The sequence below is a fragment of the Chitinophaga sp. H8 genome (assembly GCF_040567655.1).
Classification (GTDB): Bacteria; Bacteroidota; Bacteroidia; order Chitinophagales; family Chitinophagaceae; genus Chitinophaga; species Chitinophaga defluvii.
The window spans coordinates 2,963,316-2,980,906 of record NZ_JBEXAC010000002.1 but is presented as its reverse complement, the minus strand read 5'-3'; the positions used below and the strand labels follow the sequence as shown (position 1 = coordinate 2,980,906).

The 17,591-nt window shown below is 45.4% G+C and carries 20 protein-coding genes; all 20 read right to left on the bottom strand.

Annotation, left to right across the window (positions count from 1 at the left end):
• Positions 1-22: 22 nt before the first annotated feature.
• The 20 genes from ABR189_RS25925 to ABR189_RS25830 all read right to left on the bottom strand — a co-directional run bounded on the left by ABR189_RS25925 (position 23) and on the right by ABR189_RS25830 (position 17,581).
• The gene (locus tag ABR189_RS25925) at positions 23-391 is read right to left on the bottom strand and encodes an ApeI family dehydratase (protein WP_354663401.1); all 369 of its coding nucleotides are present in this window, start codon (positions 389-391) and stop codon (positions 23-25) included.
• Positions 391-1,011, bottom strand: coding sequence for a flexirubin biosynthesis protein LolB2 (gene lolB2 / locus ABR189_RS25920; RefSeq protein ID WP_354663400.1), 621 nt, complete (start codon positions 1,009-1,011; stop codon positions 391-393). Before lolB2 ends, ABR189_RS25925 begins: the two co-directional genes overlap by 1 nt.
• Positions 989-1,621 (bottom strand): flexirubin biosynthesis/transport protein LolA2, encoded by a 633-nt coding sequence (gene lolA2 / locus ABR189_RS25915; RefSeq protein ID WP_354663399.1) that lies wholly within the window; start codon positions 1,619-1,621, stop codon positions 989-991. Before lolA2 ends, lolB2 begins: the two co-directional genes overlap by 23 nt.
• The gene (locus tag ABR189_RS25910) at positions 1,614-2,390 is read right to left on the bottom strand and encodes a polysaccharide deacetylase family protein (protein WP_354663398.1); all 777 of its coding nucleotides are present in this window, start codon (positions 2,388-2,390) and stop codon (positions 1,614-1,616) included. The genes lolA2 and ABR189_RS25910 overlap by 8 nt, the downstream gene beginning before the upstream one ends.
• On the bottom strand, positions 2,384-3,448 hold the full coding sequence (locus ABR189_RS25905) for a beta-ketoacyl synthase chain length factor (protein WP_354663397.1): 1,065 nt from the start codon (positions 3,446-3,448) through the stop codon (positions 2,384-2,386). The genes ABR189_RS25910 and ABR189_RS25905 overlap by 7 nt, the downstream gene beginning before the upstream one ends.
• A 139-nt stretch (positions 3,449-3,587) precedes the next feature.
• Positions 3,588-4,787 (bottom strand): beta-ketoacyl-[acyl-carrier-protein] synthase family protein, encoded by a 1,200-nt coding sequence (locus ABR189_RS25900; RefSeq protein ID WP_354663396.1) that lies wholly within the window; start codon positions 4,785-4,787, stop codon positions 3,588-3,590.
• Positions 4,784-5,047, bottom strand: coding sequence for a phosphopantetheine-binding protein (locus tag ABR189_RS25895; protein ID WP_354663395.1), 264 nt, complete (start codon positions 5,045-5,047; stop codon positions 4,784-4,786). The genes ABR189_RS25900 and ABR189_RS25895 overlap by 4 nt, the downstream gene beginning before the upstream one ends.
• Positions 5,048-5,065: 18 nt before the next feature.
• Positions 5,066-5,683 carry a hypothetical protein gene (locus ABR189_RS25890; RefSeq protein ID WP_354663394.1) on the bottom strand — a complete coding sequence of 206 codons (618 nt, stop codon included), beginning with the start codon at positions 5,681-5,683 and terminating at the stop codon, positions 5,066-5,068.
• Positions 5,684-5,685: 2 nt separating this feature from the next.
• Positions 5,686-6,930: an NAD(P)/FAD-dependent oxidoreductase gene (locus ABR189_RS25885; protein ID WP_354663393.1), complete on the bottom strand. Its 1,245-nt coding sequence runs from the start codon at positions 6,928-6,930 to the stop codon at positions 5,686-5,688.
• Between the two features lie 30 nt (positions 6,931-6,960).
• Positions 6,961-8,028 carry a methyltransferase gene (locus ABR189_RS25880; protein ID WP_354663392.1) on the bottom strand — a complete coding sequence of 356 codons (1,068 nt, stop codon included), beginning with the start codon at positions 8,026-8,028 and terminating at the stop codon, positions 6,961-6,963.
• A gap of 23 nt (positions 8,029-8,051) precedes the next feature.
• On the bottom strand, positions 8,052-9,212 hold the full coding sequence (locus ABR189_RS25875) for a beta-ketoacyl-[acyl-carrier-protein] synthase family protein (RefSeq protein WP_354663391.1): 1,161 nt from the start codon (positions 9,210-9,212) through the stop codon (positions 8,052-8,054).
• Positions 9,213-9,224: 12 nt separating this feature from the next.
• Positions 9,225-9,644, bottom strand: a complete 420-nt coding sequence (locus ABR189_RS25870) for an acyl-CoA thioesterase (protein WP_354663390.1) — start codon at positions 9,642-9,644, stop codon at positions 9,225-9,227.
• Positions 9,645-9,680: 36 nt separating this feature from the next.
• A complete protein-coding gene (locus tag ABR189_RS25865) occupies positions 9,681-10,445 on the bottom strand; it encodes a hypothetical protein (RefSeq protein ID WP_354663389.1) in 765 nt (254 codons plus the stop codon).
• 13 nt (positions 10,446-10,458) lie between these two features.
• On the bottom strand, positions 10,459-10,878 hold the full coding sequence (locus ABR189_RS25860) for a hotdog family protein (protein ID WP_354663388.1): 420 nt from the start codon (positions 10,876-10,878) through the stop codon (positions 10,459-10,461).
• A gap of 145 nt (positions 10,879-11,023) precedes the next feature.
• Positions 11,024-11,899, bottom strand: a complete 876-nt coding sequence (locus ABR189_RS25855) for a lysophospholipid acyltransferase family protein (protein ID WP_354663387.1) — start codon at positions 11,897-11,899, stop codon at positions 11,024-11,026.
• Complete coding sequence (locus ABR189_RS25850) at positions 11,899-12,156, bottom strand: acyl carrier protein (RefSeq protein ID WP_354663386.1); 258 nt, start codon at positions 12,154-12,156, stop codon at positions 11,899-11,901. Before ABR189_RS25850 ends, ABR189_RS25855 begins: the two co-directional genes overlap by 1 nt.
• A gap of 193 nt (positions 12,157-12,349) precedes the next feature.
• Positions 12,350-13,576, bottom strand: a complete 1,227-nt coding sequence (locus ABR189_RS25845; protein WP_354663385.1) for a beta-ketoacyl-[acyl-carrier-protein] synthase family protein — start codon at positions 13,574-13,576, stop codon at positions 12,350-12,352.
• Positions 13,577-13,729: 153 nt separating this feature from the next.
• The gene (gene flxB / locus ABR189_RS25840; protein ID WP_354663384.1) at positions 13,730-14,458 is read right to left on the bottom strand and encodes a flexirubin biosynthesis SDR family reductase FlxB; all 729 of its coding nucleotides are present in this window, start codon (positions 14,456-14,458) and stop codon (positions 13,730-13,732) included.
• Between the two features lie 44 nt (positions 14,459-14,502).
• The gene (gene flxA, locus ABR189_RS25835; RefSeq protein ID WP_354663383.1) at positions 14,503-16,038 is read right to left on the bottom strand and encodes a flexirubin biosynthesis tyrosine ammonia-lyase FlxA; all 1,536 of its coding nucleotides are present in this window, start codon (positions 16,036-16,038) and stop codon (positions 14,503-14,505) included.
• A gap of 247 nt (positions 16,039-16,285) precedes the next feature.
• Positions 16,286-17,581 carry a hemolysin family protein gene (locus tag ABR189_RS25830; protein WP_354663382.1) on the bottom strand — a complete coding sequence of 432 codons (1,296 nt, stop codon included), beginning with the start codon at positions 17,579-17,581 and terminating at the stop codon, positions 16,286-16,288.
• Positions 17,582-17,591 lie beyond the last annotated feature (10 nt).

Genomic DNA, 17,591 nt, shown 5'->3' with positions numbered 1-17,591 from the left:
CGCATTGGTACAAGTCCTATTTTCACATTTCCACGGAGAATATGCCCTGGAATTTCAAAAACACCTTATCATCCCGCTTAATAGCTGTGGTCACTTTGATCTGATCCCCTTCTTCGGCATATTGTAACACTACATCCGCCAGTGGTTGTTGTACAGGGTCAATCATATTGAGGAACTTCATATTTGATGCCTTTTGCAACAATACCTTTTTGCCCAATGATCCTTCCAGCAGCTCCTGTATAATCTGCATCATACATACACCAGGTACTACCGGCTGTCCGGGAAAATGTCCTCCGAATATCGCATGCGCCGCATTCAGCTCAATCGTTACGGTACGGTTGCCTGCGGTAGATTGCTCCTGTACTATTTTGTAAAAACTTCCTGCCAGCATTATTTTTCTACACGTTGTAATGAAATATTAAAGTTAAATCCGGTATGCTGTATCCGGATGGTATCCGGTACCTGATCCCGGTAATGTTGCATCCATACCTGCACCACTGGTTTACGGGGTGATGCCTTTTCAATACGTACCAATTCCGTACAGCCAGGGTCCGTAATATAATAGTTATTCCCCTTGTCTGTGGGCACCACCACATACTGATGAACCTTGTCACGGGCCACATAAGCCTCCCGCAGGTCCGGCCTTAATAATACCAGCTCAAAATCCTGCTGCAATGTTTTTACTATCGCCGGCTTATCCATTTTAGGCAATAGGTAATGCTTGGTAAACACCCCTTTTTTATCAAACTCAAAATCAAAGAATTTGAATCCCATTTCATTCGCAAACACTACCCGTAAGCTACTGTCTTCCATTTGTTTGAAAAACAATAATCCGCTTAAATGATGTTTAAGCACATTTACCTGTGTGCTATATAAAGTATTGGTAAATGCAGGCCGGAACTGGCGTACACAAGCTACCTCTCCTTCGGCACGCTGCAGGCTGCGGTAAGTAGATCTGCAGCCACACAACAGACATATAGCCAGTAAACTATTTAATACTAAATACCGCATCCGGAATATTTACATTCACCTGCTTATTCACAAAGCTGATCGCGGTGTCGTCACCGGTTATTTCATGCATAGTTATTTTTACCACAGCATAATCCTGCTTGCTCACCAGCAAATGAATCGTTTTAAAAAAAGCAGCCAATGCCTTATTAACCGGTTTCAACTCCAGCTGATAATACTGTGCATTTTCCATTACCTGTGCCTGGAAAGCTTCATTATCCAACACATTTCCCTGTACACAGTCTATCATGATTTTATTGATCTGCTCAAACAGTTTATTGGATTTAGCTGAAACCCGGTTTTCCTTTTGTGTGTCTTTTGTTTTGATATCCTTGCCATTCATCACCAGTAAATAGTAAGAAGGCTGCTGGTACTCCATACGCACTTTATTCTCTCTTTTAAACCAAAACTTTCCTTTGGATACAATCTTATCCGACAACATGCTCAGGTTTTTTTCCTGCACAAAATCGCTCTGCAGGCTCTGGGTTTGCTGTGACACTTTGGCAAACTGCTGTTTGAAAGCGGCAGGATCAGCTACCACTTTAAACCCCGTTTGTGCCCATAGTGCCATACTAAGCAGGCATCCCCCCATCATCATTATCCATTTACGCATAAGCAGGTATCTTTAACAGATCATCTATATGTTTGATCGTATATCCTTCCTGACGGATATACGCTATTAGCTCCGGTAATATCTGTATGGTAGCCTCACTGGTATCATGCAACAGGATCACTGCCCCCGGATGTAATTGTTTTACCACCCTCGCCAGCAACTGCGCTTTATCTTTTATCACTGTGTCCAGTGAGCGGATACTCCACCCTAGTGGAAAATATCCTCCTTCCTGTATAGCCTTCCGCAATGCCGGATTGGTAACCCCATAAGGCGGCCGGAACAATAATGGTTTTTTCCCCGACACCTCCTTTACCTCCGCATCCATCTGCTGCATATCTGCCAGCATGCGTCCGGAAGTAAACATGTCAAACCAAAAATGATGCGACCAGGTGTGATTACCAATCAAATGCCCTTCGGCTATTATCCGCCGGAGCAACTCCTCATTTCCCCGGATATTTCTTCCAATACAAAAAAATGTGGCAGGCACCTGCTGTTCACGCAGCAGATCTAATAACTGCGGGGTATGCTGCGGATGCGGGCCATCGTCAAAAGATAAAGCTACCACCTTTTCGTCAGTAGTAACGGCACAGGTAACAGGCAGGTAAAATCCGGCTGCTATCCGGCAGGATCCCCAGGCAGCAATAGCGATATAAGCTACTATCAACCCGGCAAACCAGCTCCAGTGTACCCGGTATCCTGCTATCTGCAACAGCAGTAACCCCGACAGTAAACCGCCAGCTATCATATTTGTGGTCCGGTAAGTCAGCATACCGTCAATAAAATTAGGGAATGATGGGTATCCTGGTGCTGATTGCAGATCAAAATCCTGTTAATTCTTGTGGGAACAGTACCTGCAAACAATACTCCGGCAGGGACTTCCTGCGTTTGCAGGATCTTATTACCCAACCACAAAGCAAAAGCGGATGCAGTAGGGTATTCTCCACACAATTGTTTAAATGTAGCCACCGGTTTTCCGGCAAACAGGCTCGTTTCCATTGCTGTAAAGCCCTGGTCTGTCGCTGTATCTCCATTCCTTCCGGTAATCACCAGGTCAATAGCTGCGGCTGTCACTTCCTGTTCATCCAGGAAGCGCTCCACTTCCTGCCATAGTGCTGCAGGAGATGCCGGCTTATACAGTGTTCTTAAACCTGTTATCTCAGCGGCAGTATGGGCTCCTTTTGTGGTACCCAGTGTAAAAAAAGCAGCTCCTTCTCCGGCAATAGTGCCGTTGGCAGGCTGTTGCAATAAAGTAGTATTCATCACCGGCCCGGTTCGGTAAAGACCAAACCGTGATAAAATGGTATGACTATGCGTGGTTATTTCATCCAAACCGCCCACCAGTATGCGTTGTGCTGTGTTCTCCCGTAACAGCATGATGGCATCCAGCAAAGCGCTTTCAAAAGAAAAACCCTTGTGTACAAAAGTATTGTTGTAAGCATTACACCCCAGTAACAAGGCTATCTGTCCTCCTACCGTATTGTGGGTAGACTGTATAAAAGAAGTGGGTGTCAGCATTTCCTCCTGTTGGTTCACCAGCTTGGTCAAAAACACGCCGGTATCATCCAGGCAACCATAGGCCGTACCGGTGATAATAGCATCCGGCATTTCCACCCCTGCTTCCTGCAAACTCAGCTTAGCCGCGCCTACGCCCATTTTAACCACCCGGCTCATCCGGCGTATCTGTTTGATGTCTATCCACTGCTTATAATCCGGATCTACGGTACTTAAGCGTGTGCCTTCATAAGCCCTGATAGCAGGCAACAATGCACCTTCCACCGCAGTTTCCTGCGGCGATATACATCCCGTGCCTTGTATGTAGATCTTCATTTTTAGCTGTTAGCTTTTAGCCTTTAGCTGTTAGCTATGGCTTTGTTGTTTTAATTGGTGCCTTTATGATTGTCTTTGATGCTGTTTTGCTATTCTTTTAGCTTTCCGCTTAGTAAAGCTAAAAGCTAACTGCCAACAGCTAAAAGCTCGAAAATACCACACTCGAACAATTTCCCCCGAAACCAAATGAATTGGACATTACATGCGGCAGTTTATTGCCACTCGAAAAGGTGGTAGCCGGTGTAATGGAAAACTCTTTCATGGGTGTGGTAAAATGTGCATTGGGATAAATAATTCCCTCCTTCACTGCCAGTGCTGAAAACACGGCTTCTATTCCTCCGCTGGCACCCAGGGTATGTCCGGTAAAGGATTTGGTGGAGCTTAATGCCGGGATGTTTCCGTTAAACAACCGCTGAATAGCAATTCCTTCGGATACATCGTTATTTTGTGTGCCGGTACCATGTAAGTTGATATAAGCGATATCGGCAGGCCGCAATCCACTCATTTCCAACGCTCCTTTCATTGCCAGGTAATTGCCGGTACCGTCCGGCGAAGAAGCCGTCTGATGATAAGCGTCATTGGCATTGGCATAGCCACTCAGACGGCACCAGGGTGCCTGTGGCAACTGCCCGGCTACTTTATCTGATACCAGGACTACATAACCAGCTCCTTCACCCAGATTCAGCCCTGTTCTGGTATCATCAAAAGGCCGGCAAGGCTGTGTATCCAGGATCATCAGGGTGTTGAACCCATTAAGGGTAAAACGGGTCAGGGAATCAGCTCCTCCGGCTATTACTACATCTGCCAGGTTATTACGTATCAGCCGTGATCCGTACATCAGCGCATTAGCTCCCGAAGAACAGGCCGTGCTGATGGTAGTCACCTGGTGCTTTACTCCCAGGGCATCTGCCACCAGTTCTGTAACGGTACCGCATTCATGCTGTACTACCTCCCGGAGATGACCTTTATGATGGTCGGGCAGGTAAGCACGGAAAAAATCTTCTGTTTTATCCATTCCCCCTACCGTGTTGCCGGAAACAAAACCCGCCCGGTATTGGGATATGTCTCCTAATCCCGTGCTTTCCCAGGCAGCTTTAGCAGCAATCATACTTAATAAAGCCGTCCGGCTGGTGGTAACAGGTAATCCGGCCTGTTGAGCCAAAGCCGCATTACCGGCCTTTACCTCTGCCACAGGAAAAGTAGCCCGGTGATTGGACGACAGGTATTGCATAGGCCCCATTCCCGGCTGCATGCTCCGGAATGCATCCAGACAAGCTTCCAGTTGCAGGCCAATTCCGCAAATAACACCGCCGCCGGCTACCCATACCTGTTCACTCATCCCTTCTTATTTTGATGCGCAGTAATGAATGTTGCCATCGTGCGCACAGAACGGAAAATCTCCGGCCCCTGTTCAGGATTGGTCAGCTTTATATTATAATGCTGCTGTAATAATACAATCAATTCCAGGGCATCAATGGAATCCAGTCCAAGCCCCTCTTTAAATAAGGCCTGATCATCCCCGATATCTGCTGGTTTTACTTCCTGTAAATTCAGCTGTTCTATGATCTGTGCTTTCAGATCGGCCATCAATTTTTCCATGTTATAATTACGTTCCTTTTATTTATATAATGCAGTCACCTGCTGCTCATTTAATTCCTTTGCTCCTGGCAGCTCCTGCTTTTCTACCAGGTACATCACCACTTCATAGGCCTGCTCCATTACTTCCACCCATCCGCATAAACAGGCCTGCAGCGGTGTGGTAGCCAGCAACTGTTGCACATAAGCGGTCATAAACGCTGCATTAAAGCTATCAGACACAAAAAACGTATGCTCCCCCTTAAATCCATGACGGATACAAATTTCTCCGATCACGATATTGGGGAGCGTATATACAAACAGTGCCGGGCTGGCAAATTCCTTTACCGTATCATAATAACGGAGGTCAGTATCCAGGCTGGCACTCCTGTTGGATAGTACCAGGCCCACCTCTTCCGGTGCGTAACTGGTCATATCACTTGTCTGCAGTAATACTTCTGCTGCCAGCCATCCCAGCTTACTGAGGGCATCCATTTTATGAAATTTGGGATACTGACCCGAAAACCGGTCGTATCCGCTACGCAGGAATTCCTGCAATTCCATATCCGTATTTGCCTCCCATATCCGCTGCCCGTTAAGGGTAACCCCATGCTCCCGGATAATACAACTGCCCGTTATATATGCTGCCGCCTGCTTCAATCCTATTGTTCCTTTAATTTTTCTGTCAATTCAATCGTTCTGGCCAGCCGCTTTAAAGCGGTATCATGGTTCTTCACAAATGGATTGCTCATATCCCATACATATCCTGCCAGTACTGAACAGATCTGCTGCTTGATGACAGGATCTGCGTCCTTTTTAAAGAAAATGGTATCCAGGGTCCCCTCATACCAGGCCATTACATAGGAACGGAAAGTATTTACGCCCTGCATGGTTGGTTCCATATATTCTTTTTCCCAGTCTACCGCTTCTCCTTTCAGTTTGCGAATGACCAGCTTGGCCGCAGTTTGACTGCTTACGCAGGCCAAAGTTACACCAGAAGAGAAAATCGGGTCCAGAAATTCTGTTACATTGCCTGTCAGCACAAAGCCATCTCCATAAAATTTATCGGTAGTGGCCGACCAGGACTGCAATATCCTGGGTTCAAATGCCATTTCCACATCTCTGAAACGCTCCCGGGTATAAGGTTCGGCTTCCATCAGTGCCCTGAGCTGCTGCTCCGGCGTGCCGGGATACTGGTCAAAAAAGGACGGATCCCCTACAAAACCCAGGGAAGTGATCCCGGTAGAAAATGGAATGATCCAGATCCATACGCCAGGCTGATGCACTACGGCCGTAATACGGTTTGGCTCATCCGCCATAGAGCGGCGCACATCTATCATATGTGAAAACAGCGCCTTGCGGGGCTGCAGGTTAGAATTACGCTCCAGGTTAAACAGCCGGGGTATCACCCTGCCATAACCACTTCCGTCCACAATAAAGCGGGCAGCTATTTCTTGCTGATTGCCATGCACATCTTCTACGGTGGTTACAGAATCTGATCCATCAAACCGTATAGCAGTAACGGTGCTTTCATAAGCTACCGGAACGCCCATACGTTCTACCTCATCGGCCAGTGTTTTATCAAAATCGGCCCGCTGTACCTGCCAGGTCCAGGTCCAGCCGGGAGTATACTGCTCTGCAAAAGTAAAGTCACAAAGGGCACCCTGTTTTACAAACTTGGCACCTGACTTTTGCTGAAATCCCTTTGCCTGAATAGCTTCAATGAAACCAGCTTCTTTAAGGGCTTCCATACTTCGGGGCAACAGGCTTTCACCTATTACAAAACGGGGAAATTTTTGTTTTTCAACAATTTTGACTTTAAAACCGGCCTGGTGAATAATCGATGCCGCTACGGTACCAGCTGGACCCGCACCAATTACCAACACATCCACTTGTTCAGTTTTCATAATCAGGGGATTTACAATTTATGTATGAGGTTATGCTTTTTTACATTTCAGGAGGGTATAGCTCAATCCCATCTGATCATTTTCTGCTACTATCTGCAACCCGGCATCCTGTATACATTTAAAAAAGTCGTCTGTATGGTACATCTGGCTGTTGCCATTTGCCATAGCCGTGAAGTACAGCGACGTTTGCTGCAGACAGAACGCGGCCGACTTAAACACCTGCCGGTTCCAGAAAGGTTCCAATATATAAATAGTCCCGTTTGCGGTCAATGCTTCCCGGCAACGTTTCAAAATAGACACAATTTCCGCTTCAGAAAAACAATCCAGGAACTGGCTCATCCAGATGGCATCAAAGTCTTTCGGAAAAGGCAGGCTCTCATCCAGGATATTGGCAGTGTGAAAAGATACTCGGTCGCTCACTCCCGCTTCTACCATCTTTTGCTGTGCCAGGGCGATCTCTCCCGGTAAATCAAAAAGGGTGACCTGCACTTCAGGATCATAAGCCGTACAGGCCAGTGTCCATTTACCGGTGTTACCACCGATGTCCAGTAACTTACGGGGTTTATTTTCAAATACGATAGGCAGGGCCTGTGGAAAAGCGAGATCAGAATAATAGTGATCAAAGTCAAACCAGCTTTTACCTACTTCCGGCGATAACAAAGGCAATCCTGGGTAGATGGTATCCCATGGACCCAGTTCCTTCAATCCGGCAGGTTTTCCTTCCCGCAGGCTCTCCTGCAGATGATACATGCCCTTATAACAGATATCCTGTGTAAAGTCCATGTTGATACGGGTGAGCTGATCATGCAAAATGAAGTACCCGGTTTTCGTAAGCGTATACTTTTTGTCGTTTACAATTACCAGGTCCATCCCCAAACCAGCTTCCAGCAATACCCTTACGGCATAGCGTGAGAGGGTTACTTTTTCCAGTATTTCTTCAATCGTAATACCATTGCTCCTGCTGTCGCTCACTGCCTGTAAAATGCCCATGTCACGCAGCGCACGGGTAGCCTGAAATGCAATAGGTGCAAATGCCAGTGCCAGCGCAGCTTCTTTCGCCTGTAATGCCGTTTTAGTTTCTTTATTAAAAAAATCCATTATTATTTTCTGATTACAAATGATCAATTGTTACTTAAGCTAAACACCATTGCAGCATTACATCCGCCAAATCCCGATACGGTTTTCAGGAAATGACGCATTTCCTTTTGCCGCAAAGTACCTGATACCTTTACCGGCATACTTACCCCCAGCGTTTCAAATCCCAGGGTAGGCAGTACTGTTTTTTGCTGCAAACAGGCCATACCAATAATGGCTTCTATCAATCCGGCAGCTCCCAGCGTGTGTCCGTAATTGCCTTTGAGGCTGTTTACCGGTACTTCCTGCAAAGCTGCCAGATGCAAGGCTTTCGCCTCCATTTCATCATTATATAAAGTGGCTGTACCATGTGCTGATACAAAACCAATGTCATATGGAGTCAGTCCGCTGCCTTTCATGGCCAGCTGCATAGCGGTACTTAGCTCAGCGCCTGTACGTGATGGCCCTGATATATGATTCGCATCATTGCTTACTGCTCCATTTCCCAACACTATCCTTTCCTTACCGGATACATGTGCCGGATCGTTGGTTAATATTACCGTAGCTGCACCCTCTCCCAGTGTAACGCCATTACGTGCCGCATCAAACGGGCGGCAGGGTGCATTGCTCACTGCCTGAAACGACTGAAACCCGGATAATACAAACTGGGTGACCACATCAGCTCCGGTAATCACTGCATGGTCATATAGCCCTGCATCAATTAAACGCTTACCGGTTAAAATAGCCAGCAGTCCGGAAATACAGGCATTGCTTACTACCAGCGGTGCATTGGCAGCATTAAAATGCCGGCCCAGTTGCTGAGCAGTATTAAATAGTTGCATAGTTGCCAGCGGGGGTGTTCCTCCTACCGCTTGCTGCTCCAGCAATTCTATATTCCCTTTTGTTGTAGAAACAATAAAAATGGTACGCTTATCTGCCAGGGTAATATCCGTTTGTGCCAATGCTCTTTTTACAGAAAGCATGATCAGCTGTTCAAACTTCGTATGCCCTTCCAGGTGATCTGCAGCTATGTATTCCGCCAGTTGCTGCTGATGCAACATAGCAGCATAAAACGGCGCTGCCGATAACGATGTATCGGCATGCCGGGTGATACCACTTTCGCCTGCGGCAACCCTGGTAAAGTTTTCCGCAGTAGTGTCACCTAATGGCGACACAATATTGTCTGCTGCTACAAACACCTCTTTCATAAAAAACGCCCGTTATAACACTCCCCATTGCTTTTTCCAATCTTCAAAAAATGGCGGGATGGTCAGCTGCAAAGTAGATGTTTCCTTATCCAGGAATACCTGCATGGATGACCCTTTCGCTACTATTTCTCCGGAAGCCGCATTATACAGGGTATATTCGAATTTTATTTTAGCTGCTGCGGTATCTATGTACCGTGTTTCTACAATGGCACGATCACCATAACGCAGCGACCGCTTATAATCACAGCTTACTTTTACTACCGGTACGGTATATCCGTATTTATAAATATCCAGGTAGCGTAAACCATATTTTTCGCCGAAAGCCTCTCTCCCGTCTTCAAAATACCTTACATAATGGCCATGCCAAACTATGCCCAGTGGATCTGCTTCATTAAATCTTACCAGTATATTGGCACGTTCGGTTAATTCCATATCTATCATTTACACGTTATACACACAGTGTGGTACTTACGCCTTTTTTGCTTTTTTACCCTTTGTTTTGTCAGCTGCTTTAGGTGCTGCCTGCTGCTGCGTTGCTTTTTCCGATGCTTTTTCTACTACCGGAGCTGGAGCAGGTTCTGGTTCTGCTTCTACATTACCATATGTACCTTTCCATTCTTTGTATTTACGTTTGTTAATGCTTTCCAGGCCTTTGTAAACCGTATAAGCCCAGTAGTTACGCCAGCTGAAGCCTTGTGCCTTACCGGTTATACGTTCTGTCATCAGCACTTTACGACGGCCCATATCTACCACGGTGGCATACATTGAACCTTCTTTTTCCGTTTTACTCATACCTTCCATTACAAATAATATCCCCAGGCCTTTTTTATCACCAAAATCAAAACCTTTTATCAGCTTAGCAATATCTTCCGGTTTCAGGTGTTGATAATCTGATGAATTATCAGATTTCATGGCATCAGTATTGGCCTTTTCATTCCGTTTATTTACCTCTGAGATATCTTTAGTCACATTCTTTTTATCAAATGCGTCGTCGATTTCGTATTTCTTGGGCTCATTTACGATTACCTGGTTAATACCGGTAAACTGGCGTTCGCGTACATCAGTCAGGTTCACATCTGCCATACCAATCATTTTTACCAGGGTAAAGTCTACCCCCAGCCAGGTTACAGGTACATCTGAAGAACCAAAGAATTCTTTAGGAGATTGTGCATTCACTATGCCGGAAAAGCATAATGCTACAGCAGATAAGGCAAACATTTTTTTCAGGTTCATGACAAAACAATATTTAGGGATTAATAAATATTTTCATTTCACATTGGGCCATCACGCGTCCTTCAAACAGCACTTTACCCGTTACCACTGTAGCGTTAAACACCTGGTGGGCTATGATGGTCTCCGTTTCTATAAATGCACCAGCAGGTGGCAATTCAAAAACTTCCAGATCCTTTACTGCACCAATAAAGCCAACCGGAACGGGTGTATTTTCCTGACGGGCAATATATCCCACTCTGGCGGCTGCGGTTTGTGCGATATTCTCCATTAATCCGGGTGTAGTAAACCGGCCATTTTCCACAAATATATTGTCAGCCGTAATCTGCAATCCTGTACGGGTGGCCTGCTCTTCTACTGCCAGTAAACCACCAATCATCACCATCGGTGGGCGCTGAGGAATATAATTGATGATATCGTCTTCCTGGATGAACATATTTTAAGTTTAAAAGCTGTTAGCCTTTAGCCTTTGGCTATTAGCCAGTTAAAGCGAATTATGGAAAGCGGTTAATTATTAGCTGCCCCTAAAGGACTACTAACCGCTAAAAGCTAATAGCTAACTGCTAATCGCTGTTTAACAGCTATTCCCAAAAATCATAATAATTAAACCACTGTTCCGGGTATTGTTTCACTTTTTCCTCCAGTGATGCCACAAAATCACTCACTGCCTCCTGCATTCCCTGGTTCCTGCGGCCCTGATATTGGCGCGGAGCAGTAGCATACAGATGGTAGTGCGTAGCAGATTCTTTAAAGGCGTATACCTGCGAAACCGGTACTTTAAAGGTAGCCGCCAGTAAAAACGGGCCTGCAGGAAACGATGCTTCCTGCCCTAAAAATGGTACCTGTAAGGTTTTATTCCCTTCTACAAACCGGTCGGCATGCATGCATACCAGTTCGTTGTTGTTCAGGGCGTCATTTATTGCGTAAATGTGCGATAAATCGTCCTTAATTACAATAATATTTACATTCCGCTTTCCTGTTACGGAAGCCAGATATGCTTTGATACGCTCATGCTCCCCATCAAACATCACTATATTGATACGGGTTTCGAGCCGCTTAAATAAATGCCCGGCCACTTCCCAGTTGCCCAGATGCGCACTCAGTAAAATCCCTCCCCGTTTACCCCCTGTTATCTCACGGAGATAATGTTCACCTTCAAAATGAAAGGTAAATTTATTATCCATATCGGCCATCACCACCACTTTATCAATGATAGTTTGCCCAAATACATAATAATTACGGTACAGGCTACACAACGCACGCCACCTGCTATACCCTAACTTCGTACGGAAGTACGAATAAATGGGTTTAGAGGAGCTATATGAAAACAAAAAATAATAAAATGCTACAAAACGCAACAGGAAATACGCCGGATACACACCTCCATACCGTAAAATACCGATAAAGATACTGTACCCTAGCTTGCTTCCTTTAGACTTTCCCTGCCAGGAAGGCATTATACCAGTTCTTTTTGCTTAACGCGGGTGGTCACATAATCGTAGAAATCCTGGAAGGTTACAATGGCCTGGAAATCTTCGGGTTTAACTTTAAAACCAAAACGGTCTTCTATCACTACCACCATATCAATATAGTCCAGGCTGTCCAGATCTAACGTGGCTTTGAGGTTAGCTTCAGGTGTAATCAATCCTGGCTCCGCTTCAAATTCTTCTACCAGGAACTTATTTGTGATGCTTATAATTTCTTTACTCTCCATAAAATGTGTAATCCAGATACAGGTTGATTGTGACTGTTAACTTTTATTAATAATGATTATAGATACCTTTTAAAGCCTAAATCTGTGCCACAAAGTTAAGAATATATCATTAGTTTGCTTCATGCCGGGGAGAATGGAATGCCCCGCCACCTCGTTGCAAGTTGACATTTTTTTATAAGTCTTTGAATGACAGCTATTTACCTTCCCACTTTTTGACAATCAGCGATGAATTGGTACCGCCAAAGCCAAAAGAATTAGACAAAAATATATTAAAATCTTTATTAATGGTATCTGCTACAATATTAAGTTTACTGGCATCCTCATCGGGGTTTTGCAGGTTGATATTGGGAGCAATGAACCCATGTTGCATCATCAGGGAAGAATATACAATTTCGCTGGCACCTGCCATCCAGCATTCATGGCCGGTCATTGACTTGGTAGAACTGACATAAGGCCTGGATCCCCCAAATACCTGGTGTATGGCACGGGCTTCACTGGCATCCCCTGCCGGTGTAGAAGTAGCATGTGCATTGATGTATCCCACATCTCCAGGTTGTAAACCCGCATCTTTCAGCGCTATTTCGAGCGACCTCACCGGGCCATCTACCGTAGGATTAGAAATATGGGCACCATTGGAAGAGAATCCGTATCCGATCACTTCTCCCAGAATAGTTGCGCCCCTGCGTTGGGCAGATTCCAGGCTTTCCAGGATCACAGTAGCTGCGCCCCCACTGGGTACCAGCCCATCCCGATCCCTGTCAAACGGCCGGGATGCCTTCGCAGGATCATCTTCCCGTGTGGAAAATGCGGCGATCGCATCAAAATTCCCCATCGCATAAATATTCACCTCCTGGGCGCCCCCACAGACCACACAGTCCTGCATCCCGTTTTTGATAAACATATACCCCAGCCCAATGGAATGTGATCCGCTGGCACAAGCTGCACTCACACTGAAATTTATCCCCCTCAGCTTAAAAATGGTGGCCAGATTCATATTTACGGTAGAATTCATTGTCTGAAATACAGAACCCGAACCTACCAGCATGGTATCTTTCTTTTCCCGCATAATATCGGTGGCTTCGATCACCGGTTTGGCAGAACTATCATTGCCAAACAAAAGCCCTACTGCTGTTTTATCAATATAGTCCGCATCAATACCCGCATGGGCCAATGCTTCTGTGGTAGACATAAAAGCAAACTCCGCCTGCTCCGGCATCATCAGCCGGGCCCTGCGGTCCAGCAGCCCTTTTAATTCCGGCCTTTCTACATAACCTGTCAATCCCGACCGGTAGCCAAACTCCTTCCTGTCCGTATCCAGCACAATACCAGAACGGCCCTTATATAATGAATCCCTCACCTCTTCCAGGTTTTTACCTATGCAGGAGTAGATTCCTAAACCAGTGATCACTACTCTGTTCATATTTAAGCTTTTAGCTGTTTGCTATTAGCCTTTAGTGATTTCCCGCTACAGGGTACCTAAAAACTAATCATTAGCAATTGATATTGAGCTATTAACAGTTCATCCATTTCGCTCCGGGCAGCTAAAAGCTAAGAGCTAAAGGCTAACTGCTTCCTACGTATGCAGCCCTCCATTAATCGACAACACCTCTCCGGTAATATACCCTGCTCCGGAGGAAGCAAAGAATGCAACAGCTTCCGCTACTTCTTCAGGTGTGCCAAAGCGGTTCATCGGCACCTGCGCTGCCAGCTCCTTTTCATTAAGTTCTGCTGTCATATCCGTTTTAATAAACCCAGGCGCTACTGCGTTGACAGTCACCCCGCGTTTAGCTACTTCCTGTGCCAGGGCTTTTGTAGCCCCTATTACCCCTGCCTTCGCAGCGGAATAGTTGGTTTGTCCAGGCAAACCTTTTATACCGGATAAAGATACGATGTTGATAATGCGGCCAAATCTTTTCAGCAACATCCCGTTCAATACTTGTTTGGTCACATTATAAAATCCGTTCAAACTGATATTCAATACATTATTCCATTGTGTACTAGTCATCCAGAATAACAGCGAATCTTCCCGGATCCCGGCATTGTTCACCAGTACAGCTATCTGCCTGTCTTTATTATTTTCTATCCAGCCTCCCAGTACAGTTTGCACTTCTGCCTCATCTCCCACATTAAACTGCAACAGCTCCCCATCACTTCCTGCGGCACGAACAGCTTCCAGTGTTTCATTGGCAGCCGCTTCATTGCCTTTATAATTGATTAATACATAATAGCCGGCTGCTGCCATTTTTAAACATATTGCCCTGCCTATTCCTCTTGACCCACCGGTTACTAAAGCACACTTCATGAATGATGTATTACGAATGATTAATGACGAATGTACCGCGTGTATTAAAACTTCACCGGTTCGTTTTTGATCAGGTATTCCTTGATTTTCTGAAGATCCTTGTACTTGGGTGTATCCTCAATAAATTTAGGAAAAATTGCCCTTACTTCCCGGTAGATCTTCTGTGAGCAAGTAGATAGCCGTGCTTCACAATCCAGATAATCTACTCCCTGCAACATGGTCATTACCTGTATAGCCAATACTTCAAAAGCATTTTCTATCACCCGGTTGGCCATTAAAGCGGCATTACAGCCCATGCTTACAATATCCTGGTTATCATTATTGTTAGGAATACTGTGTACATACATCGGGAATGACAATGTCTGGTTTTCTGCAACAGTTGAAGTAGCGGTAAACTGTACTCCCTGCATGCCAAAGTTGAAGCCTAGTTTACCCAGGTTCAGGAAGGGAGGGAACTTATGATTCAGCTTATCATTCAGCAAATAGTTCAGCTGCCTTTCCGACAACATGGAAAGTTTAGTGATCGCAATTTTCAGCTTATCCATCTCCAGAGATACATAATCGCCATGGAAGTTACCGCCATGGTATACGTTCTGATGATGATGGTCTACCACCGGATTATCACTCACCGAGTTCAGTTCCTGTACCACCAGCTTTTCAGCCTGTACCAACGTATCGTATATGGGTCCGAGTATTTGCGGTACACAACGCAGGGAGTAGTACTCCTGTACTTTATCTTTAAATATCTCTTCTTCCAGTTCTTTATATAGGTGATCCGGACGATGCCGTACCATCTTGCTGTCTTTCAGCATGTCACGCATGATGGCCGCCACTTTGTTCTGCCCCTCATGTTTTTTCACGATGTTCAGCTCGGCAGACAAATGATCATCAAATGCTTCCACAATTTCATTGATCATGGCCGACAGGGTGCAAGCCCATCCCAGCAACTTTTTAGCTTCTATCAGGTTTACCAGGCCTACCCCGGTCATGGCAGAAGTACCGTTAATAATGGCCAGGCCTTCCCTTACGTGAATGGATATAGGCTGAAGTCCCAACTCTGCAAATACTTCGGCGGTATCACGTATGGCGCCTTTATATAACACTTCCCCTTCTCCTATCAGCACCAGTGCCAGGTGTGCCAGCTGTACCAGGTCGCCACTCGCTCCCACACCACCATGCTCAAATACACAGGGATATACTTCCTTATTAATAAGATCGCACAACAAATGCACTACTTCCGGATGAATACCGGAACGGGCCTGCATAAAGCTGCTTAACCTTGCTATCATCAATCCCCTGGTCAATAAAGGGGGAAGCCATTTTCCTGAACCGGAACTATGGCTGCGGATAAGATTATATTGCAGCTGATGCGTGTCTGCATCACTGATCCGGTATTGTGCCATAGGGCCAAAACCAGTGTTAATGCCATAGATCAGTTTCTTTGCAGAGAACTTCTCCAGAAACAAAAAATTCTCGTTTACCTGTTGTAAGGCCGCTTGTTCCAATACCAGCTCTTCACCTCCAAACAATATCCGGTACACTTCATCCAGAGAGAGCGCCTTACTTCCTAATACCACCATCTTAATATTATATTAAATTAAATGTTCATTAGAAAAAACCTTCAAAAATAGCACAAAGATGCGTTTATCCTAATGCTTAAGGAAAAAATTTCTTTTGGAAAGCACTGCACAACAGTGCCGGCAGGTAATACCGGTAGGTTCGGTAGCCTCCCTGAAAGGATTATTGTGACATTCACATTTATTTTTCGGGATTAATGACAGTTATGTTTCATTTCCAGAAACGTTGCTTATGTGTTACAGGTGTTGTTCATTCTTCTGTTTCTTCTGCAGGTTTCACATATACCAGTACTTTGTCTATCCGGTGTGCATCCATATCTACAATCTCAAAGGTAAAGCCTCTCCACTCAAATTTTTCTCCTGTTTGGGGGATATGTTCCAGGTGGTGAAGGATAAAACCAGCCATGGTATCAAAGTCCTGTTCAAATTCGCTCATCCACTCCTCCCGGTCAAACTCGCTCAGGAAGTCATAAAACGGGATCTGGGCATCTACCAGAAAGGAACCATCTTCTCTTCTTACCATCTCATAATCATCCGTTTGGCCCGTTTCCGGCATATCTCCTACAATGGCTTCCAGAATATCATTCAAGGTGATCATTCCCAGGAAAGTGCCATACTCATCTACTATAAATGCAGCATGAATCTGCGTTACCTTAAATTTTTCCAGCACCTGGTAAGCGGAATTGTTTTCCGGTACAAACAAGGGCTTTTTAATGACCTGCTGCAGGGCTACTGTCTTTCCGGAAGCCGCATACAGGTCTTTGATAGAAACAAGTCCTTTGATACTGTCTATTTGCCCGTCACATACAGGATATACAGAGTGCAGGCTATCGTTGATCTTCGATTGATAAGAGCTAACCGGTTCATTTACATCCAGCCATACAATATCAGTACGGTGGGTCATCAAAGAGGTAATGTTACGGTCGCCCAGGTTAAACACCCGTTCAATGATCTCCTGTTCCGTTTCTTCAATGGCCCCGGAGGTGGTTCCCTCACTGATAATAGCTTTGATCTCTTCCTCCGTTACATGGGAATCAAACGGCTTAAGATTCAGTATCCGCATGATAACATTAGCGGAGGCGGTCAGTATCCAGATAAAAGGATAGGCAATACGGGTCAGTATATACATGGCGCCTGCCATCCTTTTGGCAATAGACTCCGGCTTGGCCGTACCTATACGCTTGGGCACCAGTTCGCCCAGTACCAGCGAAAAATAGGTGATCACCAGTACAATCAGAATAGTAGCAATGATGCTGCTATAAGGTTGTAAGAAGGGCACCTGATTAAGTAAAACAACTACTTCGGATTTAATGGTTTCACCGGCATAGATACCGGTTAAAATCCCTATCAATGTGATGCCTATCTGAACGGTAGACAGAAATGTTTCCGGATTATTGGCCAGCTTGAGGGCGGCCTTTGCTTTTTCATCCCCTTTATTTGCCATATTTTCCAACCGGCCCTTCCGTGCTGCACTAACAGCAGTTTCAGACATGGCAAAAATACCATTGAGCAAAATTAGGACGAGGATGATGACGACGACTTCCATGATTTAAAGA